Raw genomic sequence first — 7,225 nt, 5'->3', positions numbered from 1 at the left:
CCCCGCCACCACCCTCGTCCAGCTCATGATGGACGCCGCCGAGCGCGCCCACCGCCTCCGCGCCATCGGCGTCCACGACGTCCGCCTCGAGCAGTGGCTCGGTGCCGACACCCCCACCGACGTCGAGGTCACCGTCGGCCCCGACGGCGACGTCACCTTCGGCCCGTATGCCCGCGCCACCATCGAACTCGCCACCACCTACCCCGAGCCTCCCGCCCCCTGGCGCCCCGAACTCATCTCGGAGCCCTGCCAGCTCACCGCCGCCGAGCTGTACCGCGACCGGTGGATGTTCCACGGCCCGGCCTTCCAGGGCGTCACCGACCTCGTCGCGATCGGCGACACCCACATCCGCGGCACCATCACCACCCCCGCCGCCCCGGGCGCCCTGCTCGACAACGTCGGCCAGATCCTCGGCTACTGGATCCTCGCCAAGCGCAGCGAGCGCAATGTCGTCTTCCCCGTCCGCATGCGCGGCTTCCGTTTCTACGGCCCCCAGCCCGAGCCCGCCACCGAGGTGGACTGCCGCATCCGGATCACCTCCGTCACCGGCACCACCCTCACCGCCGACGTGCAGCTCAGCCACTCCGGCAAGGTCTGGGCGGAGATCGTCGCCTGGCAGGACCGCCGCTTCACCGCGGTCAGCGCCGCGAGGCCCGGCGGCTATCCGGAGCACCGCACCCTCGCCGTCCCGCAGCCCGGCGGCTGGGTGCTGCTCGCCGACGGCTGGCCCGACCTCGCCTCCCGCGACCTGGTCATGCGCACGCATCTGGGCGCCGCCGAGCGCGAGCAGTACGAGGGCCACCCGCCCCGCGGCCGCCGCCAGTGGCTGCTCGGCCGTATCGCCGCCAAGGACGCGGTCCGGCACTGGCTGTGGACGGAGGCCGGTGACCAAGGCCCGGTCTTCCCCGCCGAGATCGCCATCCGCAACGACCCCGAAGGCCGCCCGTACGCCGTCGGCCACCACCGCGAACTGCCGCCGCTCTCCCTCTCCCTCGCGCACCGCGGCGACGCCGCCGTCGCCCTGGTGCGTGAGGGCGCGGACGCCGGCGTCGGCATCGACATCGAGCTGATCTCCGACCGCACCGAATACACCTACGCCACCGCTCTCGGCCCCCGCGAACGCGGCCTCCTCGCCGAGCGCAGCACCGCCACCGGCACCCCCGAGTCCCTCTGGTTCACCCGCTTCTGGGCCGCGAAGGAGGCCGCCGCCAAGGCCGAGGGCACCGGCCTCCGCGGCCGCCCCCGCGACTTCGCGGTGACCGAGGCGACCACGCACGCCCTAGTCGTGAAAACCCCCAGGCGCACCCACCAGATCCGCCTGGACCACGTGACGACCGAAACGCCCGGCGCACCGAGCAGGGGCTATGTCGTCGCCTGGACAACAAAGGAGCTGTTCACGTGAAAGCCGTCAAGGCGACGCAGACGCCGCCCATCCCCGACGAGGCGCAAGTCCTCGCCGAGATCAGCGAAATGATCATGTCGGTCCTCGGGGACTACGCGCCGCCCGAGGGCGATGCCGCGATCACGCTCGACAGCCGGTTCGGCGACGACCTGGAGATGGAGTCCATCGACCTGGTCACGCTCTCCGGCCGGCTCGCCGAGTGGTACGGGCCCGAGGTGAACTTCGCCGAGTACCTGGCCTCCCTGGAGCTCGACGAGATCATCGAGCTGACCGTCGGCCGACTCGTCTCGTACGTCGCCCGCAGCCTGCGCACCGCAGCCACAGCCGCCGCGGAGCGCTGAGCGGTGGCCCGGGTCCAGGCCAACGGGGTCGACCACCACGTCCAGGTGCTCCCGGCCAAGGGAGCGCCGCTCGGCACCGCCGTGTTCGTGCACGGCGCCTTCATCGACAGCCTCGCCAGCTTCTACTTCACCCTGGGGCCGCAGTTCGCGGAGGCGGGCATCGACGCGGTCCTCTACGACCTGCGCGGGCACGGCCGCAGCGAACGCCCGCCCACCGGCTACACGCTGCAGGACTTCACCGCCGACCTGGACGCGCTCCTCGACGCGCTGCGGATCGAGGAGCCCGTCCACCTCGTCGGCAATTCCTTCGGCGGCACCATCGCCCTCGACTACGCCGTGCACCACCCGGAGCGGGCCGCCACCGTCACCGTCGTGGAGTCCGGGCCCGCCACCCAGGACTGGGCGCACACCATGGCCGGCGCGCTGGACCAGGCCACGGAGCAACTGCCGCCCGAGGAGGCCCTGGACTGGTTCGTGGCGGAGTACGGGGCCATCGCCTCGACCCGGCAGGGCGACGGGCGGCACGACGCGCACATCCGGCGCCTCGGCCGCAATGCCGGCAAGTTCATCGCGACCACCACCATCGCCCGCGACATCCCGGACGGCCGCGTGCTCTCCGACGGCGAGGTGCGGCAGATCCGCTGCCCGGTGCTGCTCATCAACGGCAGCGAGGGCCTCGTCGCCGAGCAGACGGCCTGGCTCGCCGAACTGCTGCCCGGCACCCAGGTACGGGTCGTCGCGGGCCAGAAGCACTCGGTGCTGGTCGAGGCCGCCGAGGAAGTCGGCGCGCTGGCCCTGGACTTCGTCATCACGGAGGCCGACAAGGCCGCCGCCCTCGAAGCCTCCCTCGATGCCGCCCTCGAAGGAGGCCGGACCAGATGAGCCGCTTCCTGTTCGTCGTACCGCCGCTCGCCGGGCACATCCACCCGGCCGCCGCCGTCGCCGCCGAGCTCGCCGAGCGCGGGCACGAGATCTCCTGGGCCGGGCAGCCGGCCGTCATCGAGCGGCTGATCCGCACCAAGGCCCGGATCTATCCGACCGCCGGGCCCACGAGCATCGACGACCGGCCGCGCGAACTACGCGGGGTGGCGGCGCTGAAATTCCTCTGGGAGGACTTCTTCGGGCCGCTCGCCCAGGCGATGGCGCCCGGCGTCACCACGGCCGCGCTGGAGGCGGGCCCGGACGTCATGGTCGTCGACCAGCAGACCGTCGCAGGAGCCCTGGTCGCCGAGCGCCTCGGCGTCCCGTACGTGACCTCCTCCACCACCTCCGCCGAGCTCTCCGGCTCCCTCGTCGGCATGCCGAAGGTGGACGAGTGGATCACCGGCCTGCTGGACGGGCTGCGGCAGCGCCTCGGCGACCCCTCCGCGCGCTACGACCCGCGCTTCTCGCCACGCCTGTCCCTGGTCTTCTCCACCGAGGAACTGACCGGCGCGCAGCCCCTCGCCCAGGGCCCGGTGGCGTACGTGGGACCCGCCCTCGGCCCGCGCCCGGACGTGCCCGACTTCCCCTGGCACTGGATCGACGCCGACGACAGCCGCGACCTCGCGCTGATCTCCCTCGGCACCGCGAACACGGCGGTCGGCGCCCGCTTCCTGGAGAGCTGCGTGCAGGCGGTACGGGCCCGTTCCGACCGGCTGCGCGCCGTCGTCGTCGACCCGGGCGGGGTGCTGGGTGAGCCCGCGGCCGACGACGACGTACTGATCCACCCGGCCGTCCCGCAGCTGTCGCTGCTGGAACAGGCCGACGCGGTCGTCTGCCACGCAGGACACAACACCGTCACCGAGGCGCTGTGGCACGGCGTCCCGCTGGTCGTGGCGCCGATCCGCGACGACCAGCCGGTGGTCGCGTCCCAGGTCACCGGTGCAGGGGCGGGCGTGCGGGTGCGCTTCGGCCGGGCCGACGCGGTCCGTATCGGAGGAGCCCTGGACGCGGTGCTGCGCGAGCCGGACTACCGGGCCACCGCGCGCCGCATCCGCGACTCCTTCCGCGCCGCGGGCGGAGCCGGGGCGGCGGCCGTACGCCTGGAGCAGCTCGCCGCCGAGGAGGAAGAAGAGGAGGAGGAACCGTGGTGGACCGAACTGTCGCTATAGCCGAGGCGCGCCCCCGCTACCAGGCCGAACTGGCGGGCGGCGTCGAGCGCTTCCTCATGCCGCGCCGCGAGGACTGCGCGTGGTGCGGCTCCACCCGGCTGCGGGTGAAGGTGCGCACGCGCGACTTCGTCCAGCTGAAGCCGGGCTGGTTCACGCTGGAGGAGTGCCGCGCGTGCGGGCACGTCTTCCAGAACCCGCGGCTCAACGAAGAGGGCCTGGACTTCTACTACCGGGACTTCTACGACGGGCTCGGCGAGGAGGCCACCACCGATCTGTTCGGCGGTACGGGCGCGCGCAAGCGGTACGTCGCCAGCGCCCGCGCCATGGCCGTACACGACCGGCCGGCGAAGTGGCTGGACGTCGGGACGGCGCACGCGCAGTTCCCGCAGATCGCCCGGGCCGAGCTGCCGGAGACGGTCTTCGACGGGCTCGACATGGGGGAGAGCGTCGAGAAGGCCGCGGAGAACGGGCACATCGCCGAGGCCTACCGCGGCACCCTCACCGGGCTGGCGGCCGAGCTGGCGGGCCAGTACGACGCGGTCAGCATGTTCCACTACCTGGAACACACCCTGGAGCAGCGCAAAGAGCTCGCCGCCGCGCACACCGTGCTGAAGCCGGGCGGACACCTGATGATCGAGGTGCCGGACCCGCAGTGCGCCTTCGGCAAGCTCTTCGGGAAGTACTGGCTGCCGTGGTTCCAGCCGCAGCACCTGCACTTCGCGACGATGAGCAACCTGTGCGCGGAGCTGGCCGACACGGGCTGGACGGTGGTGCACGCGTCCCGTACCGGCGACCAGCACATCCCGCTCGACGGGGTCAGCGCGCTCTGGTACTTCTCCACCCGCTTCGTACCCGACGACGACGCGCCCTGGCTGCCGAAGCGCCCGAGCAAGGCCGTCATCCGCGCCCGTATCGCGCTGCTGATCTCGCTCGTGCCCGCGCTGGCCGCCGTGCACTTCAGCGAGCGGGCGCTGGCGCCGCTGGTGCGCCGGACGCCCTTCTCCAATGCCTACCGGGTGATCGCCCGCCGCACTTGACCGTTTCCTCAACCCTCAATTCGCCAACGGAGCCGCTGAGATGTTGCTCAACTCCCCCGTCAGGGCCTGGCGCCTGCTCGGACTCTTCTTACTCATCGCCGCCACCATCGCCGCCACGGCCGTACTCTCCGGCGGCGACTCGGAGCGCGCGCAGGGCGCCACGGCCAAGGCCGAACTGCCGCCGGACGACTTCTATCAGCGCCCGAACCCGGTGCCCGAGGGCAAGCCCGGCGACATCATCCGCTCCCGCAAGGTCTCCCCGGGCAGCCCGACGAACCGCGAACTGGCCGACACCTGGCAGGTGATGTACCTGTCCAAGGACGCCCAGGGCAAGCCGGTCGCCAACACCGGCACGGTCATGGTCCCCAAGGGCAAGGACCCGGCCACCCTGCCCATCATCGGCTGGGGCCCGGGCACCCAGGGCCCGGCCTTCCGCTGCACGCCCTCCCGGATGATCGCCAAGGGCGCGCTGTACGAGCAGTGGGTCATCAACGACATGCTCAAGCAGGGCCAGGCGGTCGCCATCCCGGACTACGAGGGCACCCACCCGGAGCCCAAGACCACCTACATGACCGGCAAGTCCCTCGGCCCGGCGCTGGTGGACGTGGTCCGTGCCTCGCAGAAGCTGAGCGAGACCAAGCTCTCGGCAGACGCCAAGGTCGTCTACCGCGGCTACTCGCAGGGCGGCGGCGCCGCGCTGTGGGCGGGCGAGGTGCAGCCGGAGTACGCGCCCGAGCAGAAGGTCGTCGGCATCGTCGCGGGCGGCGTCCCGGGTCACATGGTGGACCTGGCGCTGGCCCTGAACGGATCCCCGGCCTCCGGCTTCCTCTTCAACGCCCTCGCTGGCCTCGACAACGCCTACCCGGAACTGAACATGGAGGGCAGCCTGAACGACGCCGGCAAGGCGGCGATGGCGGAGATGACGAAGAGCGCCTGCGCGCTGGAGCTGATCCACGACTACGCCAACAAGTCGGTCACCGACTACTTCACCGGCAGCCCGCTCACCAGCGCCCCCTGGAAGACCGCCTATCGGGCCAACACCCTCGGCGGCACGACGGCAATCAAGGTCCCGGTCTTCCAGTACCACGGCACCACGGACTCGATCGTCGACGCCGCCCAGGCCGACGACCTGCACAAGGAGTACTGCGGCCACGGTCTGAAGCTCACCTGGAAGACCTATGAGACCGGCGACCGTCCGCCGATCCAGGACCACCTGTGGCCGATCCAGGCGGGCAACGCGGACGCGAGCGCGTACGTGGCCGACCGCCTGGCCGGCAAGGACGCCACGTCGAACTGCGAGTGAGGAAGGCACTGCTGTGAGCCGCACCAACAAACACCGCAAGCAACGACCCCGCACCGCCACATTCCGGATGCGCCGCGGCGCCGCCGGCACCGCCGCCGCGGCCGTCGCGATGCTCGCGCTGACCGCGTCCCAGGCGCCGGGCATCCTCGGCGGTCGCGACGGGGGAGCGAAGGCCCAGGGCCACCGCTCACCCGACCCGCTGCCGTCCGACGACGTGCCGTCGGACGACTCGTACCACACCGAACTCCCGCCGCTGGAAGGCCGCGAGAAGGGTGCGGACGGCGCCGGGCACGGGACGGCGCTCGGGGGCGCGAAGGGGCAGGCGGGGATACCCGCGACGGTGCTCGCCGCGTACAAGAAGGCGGAGGCGACGCTGGCCCGCAGCCAGCCCGGGTGCCAGCTCGAGTGGGAGCTGCTGGCCGCGATCGGGAAGGTGGAGTCGGGCCACGCCCGGGGCGGCGACGTGGACGCGTCGGGCCGGACCCGGCATGTGATCCGCGGGCCGGTCCTGAACGGCAACGGCTTCGCCAACATCTCCGACACGGACGGCGGCCGCTACGACGGCGACAGCCGCTACGACCGGGCGGTCGGCCCGATGCAGTTCATCCCGTCCACCTGGGCGAGTTGGGGCTCGGACGCCACGGGCGACGGCCGCGCCGACCCGAACAACGTCTTCGACGCGGCCCTGTCCGCGGGCCGCTACCTGTGCGCGAACGACCGCGACCTGAGCACACAGAGCGGCCTGCGCTCGGCGATCCTGAGCTACAACCACTCGGAGGACTACCTCCGCACGGTCCTGTCGTGGCTGGCCTTCTACAAGAAGGGTGTCCACGAGGTCCCGGACGGGAAGGGCGTGCTGCCGAAGAGCCCGGGCGCGGGGTCGTCGTCCGGCGACGACGACGGGCCCGGCGGCATCTCGGTCGGCCCGACCCCGCCGGGCGACAGCGGCGGCTCGAAGGACCCGGGCGCCAAGGACCCGACCAAGCCCCCGACCAAGCCCCCGACCAAGCCCAGCGACCCGCCGACCAAGCCCCCGCCATCCGACGACC

7 protein-coding genes are annotated in these 7,225 nt (G+C 72.3%); all 7 read left to right on the top strand.

Translation table 11 applies throughout. The features are described from left to right. On the top strand, positions 1-1,402 hold a 1,402-nt coding region (locus G5C51_RS38355), incomplete at its 5' end, for a 4'-phosphopantetheinyl transferase superfamily protein (RefSeq protein WP_165244934.1). Positions 1,403-1,476: 74 nt separating this feature from the next. Then, positions 1,477-1,743 (top strand): acyl carrier protein, encoded by a 267-nt coding sequence (locus G5C51_RS38350; RefSeq protein ID WP_420824903.1) that lies wholly within the window; start codon positions 1,477-1,479, stop codon positions 1,741-1,743. A gap of 3 nt (positions 1,744-1,746) precedes the next feature. Then, positions 1,747-2,625, top strand: a complete 879-nt coding sequence (locus G5C51_RS38345; RefSeq protein WP_165244930.1) for an alpha/beta fold hydrolase — start codon at positions 1,747-1,749, stop codon at positions 2,623-2,625. Beyond that, the gene (locus G5C51_RS38340; protein WP_165244928.1) at positions 2,622-3,836 is read left to right on the top strand and encodes a glycosyltransferase; all 1,215 of its coding nucleotides are present in this window, start codon (positions 2,622-2,624) and stop codon (positions 3,834-3,836) included. The genes G5C51_RS38345 and G5C51_RS38340 overlap by 4 nt, the downstream gene beginning before the upstream one ends. Then, entirely contained in the window at positions 3,812-4,873 is a 1,062-nt protein-coding gene (locus tag G5C51_RS38335) for a class I SAM-dependent methyltransferase (protein ID WP_338118466.1), read from the top strand. Before G5C51_RS38340 ends, G5C51_RS38335 begins: the two co-directional genes overlap by 25 nt. A 40-nt stretch (positions 4,874-4,913) precedes the next feature. After that, positions 4,914-6,176 (top strand): lipase family protein, encoded by a 1,263-nt coding sequence (locus G5C51_RS38330; RefSeq protein WP_165244926.1) that lies wholly within the window; start codon positions 4,914-4,916, stop codon positions 6,174-6,176. 13 nt (positions 6,177-6,189) lie between these two features. Next, on the top strand, positions 6,190-7,225 hold a 1,036-nt coding region (locus G5C51_RS38325), incomplete at its 3' end, for a lytic transglycosylase domain-containing protein (RefSeq protein WP_420824902.1).

The sequence above is a fragment of the Streptomyces coryli genome (assembly GCF_011044975.1).
In the GTDB taxonomy this organism is placed as follows: Bacteria; Actinomycetota; Actinomycetes; order Streptomycetales; family Streptomycetaceae; genus Streptomyces; species Streptomyces coryli.
Note: the sequence above shows the minus strand (reverse complement) of the source record. Positions and strands in the feature narration are given on the sequence as shown.